3 protein-coding genes are annotated in these 1,995 nt (G+C 58.8%); 2 read left to right on the forward strand and 1 reads right to left on the reverse strand.

The window, feature by feature from the left end:
• The first annotated feature begins 50 nt into the window (after positions 1 to 50).
• Positions 51 to 524, forward strand: coding sequence for a histone H1-like DNA-binding protein (locus tag AC1D1X_RS21775; RefSeq protein ID WP_477699162.1), 474 nt, complete (start codon positions 51 to 53; stop codon positions 522 to 524).
• A gap of 123 nt (positions 525 to 647) precedes the next feature.
• On the forward strand, positions 648 to 1,001 hold the full coding sequence (locus AC1D1X_RS21780; RefSeq protein WP_477668371.1) for a DUF167 domain-containing protein: 354 nt from the start codon (positions 648 to 650) through the stop codon (positions 999 to 1,001).
• A 72-nt stretch (positions 1,002 to 1,073) separates the two neighbouring features.
• On the opposite strand, the gene AC1D1X_RS21785 is transcribed toward AC1D1X_RS21780, so the two are convergent.
• Positions 1,074 to 1,976, reverse strand: a complete 903-nt coding sequence (locus AC1D1X_RS21785) for a carbohydrate kinase family protein (RefSeq protein WP_477668372.1) — start codon at positions 1,974 to 1,976, stop codon at positions 1,074 to 1,076.
• Between the last annotated feature and the right edge of the window lie 19 nt (positions 1,977 to 1,995).

Here is a 1,995-nt window from a genome sequence, read left to right on the forward strand (position 1 = left end):
ACGTACTCCAACCGTGAAGTGCTCTTTGCAACGTGATCAAGGAGAAAACTATGGCAACTGCGAAAAAAACTGCGGCTAAAAAAGCTGCTCCAAAGAAAGCCCCTGCGAAAAAAGTAGCGGCTAAGAAGGCTCCTGCGAAAAAAGCAGCAGCGAAAAAAGCTCCGGCTAAAAAAGCTCCAGCGAAAAAAGTAGCGGCCAAAAAGCCAGCTGCGAAAAAAKCKCCAGCGAAAAAGCCAGCAGCCAAGAAGGTAGCGGCCAAGAAGCCAGCAGCCAAGAAAGCTGCAGCGAAAAAGCCAGCAGCCAAGAAGGCCGCGAAAAAGGTAGCGAAGAAACCAGCGGCGAAGAAAGCCGCTGCGAAAAAGCCTGCCGCCAAGAAAGCAGCGAAAAAGCCCGCTGCGAAGAAAGCCGCGAAAAAACCTGCTGCCAAAGCTGCGAAAGCACCCGCTGCAGCGGCTGCCCCTGCGGCTCAGACTACTCTGAACCCGCAAGCTGCCTGGCCGTTTCCGACAGCCAGCAAGCCGTAAGCAGTAAGGTAATTCTGCTTAGAGCCCGATATCGAAAGATGTCGGGCTTTTTTCATGGCTGGACCGTTCCTGAGGCCATCCACAATTGACACCCCTGTTTACCGCCGCCGGACCACTCCAGCCATGAAACCGTTCCCCGCGCTGCCCGAACTTCCTTTTCTGCGACGGGAAAAGAATGGGGACGTTCTGATCGGCATCCATGTGGTGCCCAACGCCGCCAAAACCGAGATGATGGGCCTGCATGGAGAGGCCGGGCAGCAGGCGCTGCGCCTGCGATTGCAGGCACCGCCCGTGGACGGCAAAGCCAATCAGGCGCTGGTGAAATGGCTGGCCGGTTGCCTTGGCGTTCCGCAGCAGGCGGTCACGCTGGCCCGCGGAGAAGCCTCAAGGCGCAAGCAGTTGCGCGTCAGCGCTGAAGCGGCAAGCCAGGCTGCATGGAATGAATGGCTAAAAGCATTGGACCACCGCGAGCCATAGCCGCGCCGCCTACGACAAGGGAACGATCGCATGCTATTAATTTAATAGCTGGCGGCGCCCATTCTGTCTTGCTCAAGCACTGATTTGTTCGGAATTCAACGTGTAGTTCTGGCCACCGCGCGTGGCGATCTTGAGCGCACCCACCCGGTTCCCCAAGGCGGCGCAGCGGTCCAGCGTCCAGCCTTTTTCGAGGCCAAACAGCAAAGCCCCGCGAAAAGCGTCGCCGCACCCTGTCGGGTCGACCACTGATCCGGCCTTTACCGGTGGCACCAGGGTTTTCTCGCCGCCAATCCAGACCTCGCAACCTTCCGCGCCCAGCGTCACCACCAGGCCCTGCACCCGGCGGGACAATTCGGCGCATGACAGGCCCGTGCGGTCGCACAGCATTTTGGCCTCGTAATCGTTGACGGTCACCCAGGTGGAGAGTTCCACAAAGTGGGAAAGCTCCTTGCCGTCAAACATGGGAAGGCCCTGGCCTGGATCAAAAACGAAGGGGATACCGGCCAGCTTGAACTGCTCGGCATGCTGCAGCATGGCATCGCGCCCGTCAGGCGAAATAATGCCCAGCTTGATGTCATCGCGTGCGTCAATGCGGGTGATATGGGCCTGCATCATGGCACCCGGATGAAAAGCCGTGATCTGGTTGTTGTCCCGGTCGGTCATGATCATCGCCTGGGCGGTATAGGTGTCGCCCACCTGCCGCACAAATTCCGTGCTGATGCCCAGCGTCTTCATGCGCTCCACGTACTCGGCGCCGTCACTGCCGACCGTGGCCATGGGCAGCGGCTTGCCGCCAAGCTGCTGCAGGCTGTAGGCGATGTTGCCGGCGCAGCCACCGAACTCGCGGCGCAGCGCCGGCACCAGAAACGACACATTCAGGATATGCAACTGGTCGGGTAGTATCTGCTCCGAAAAGCGCCCCTCAAAGGTCATGATGGTGTCAAACGCCAGGGAGCCACAAATAACAGCAGACATTCAGTTCTCTCGTTTCAAT

The organism is Polaromonas sp. P1_G4 (genome assembly GCF_056405475.1).

Excerpts from the sequence above, each read along its gene's own strand:
- AC1D1X_RS21780 (WP_477668371.1), top strand. The coding sequence starts at position 648 with ATGAAACCGTTCCCCGCGCTGCCCGAACTTCCTTTTCTGCGACGGGAA.
- AC1D1X_RS21785 (WP_477668372.1), bottom strand. The coding sequence starts at position 1,976 with ATGTCTGCTGTTATTTGTGGCTCCCTGGCGTTTGACACCATCATGACC.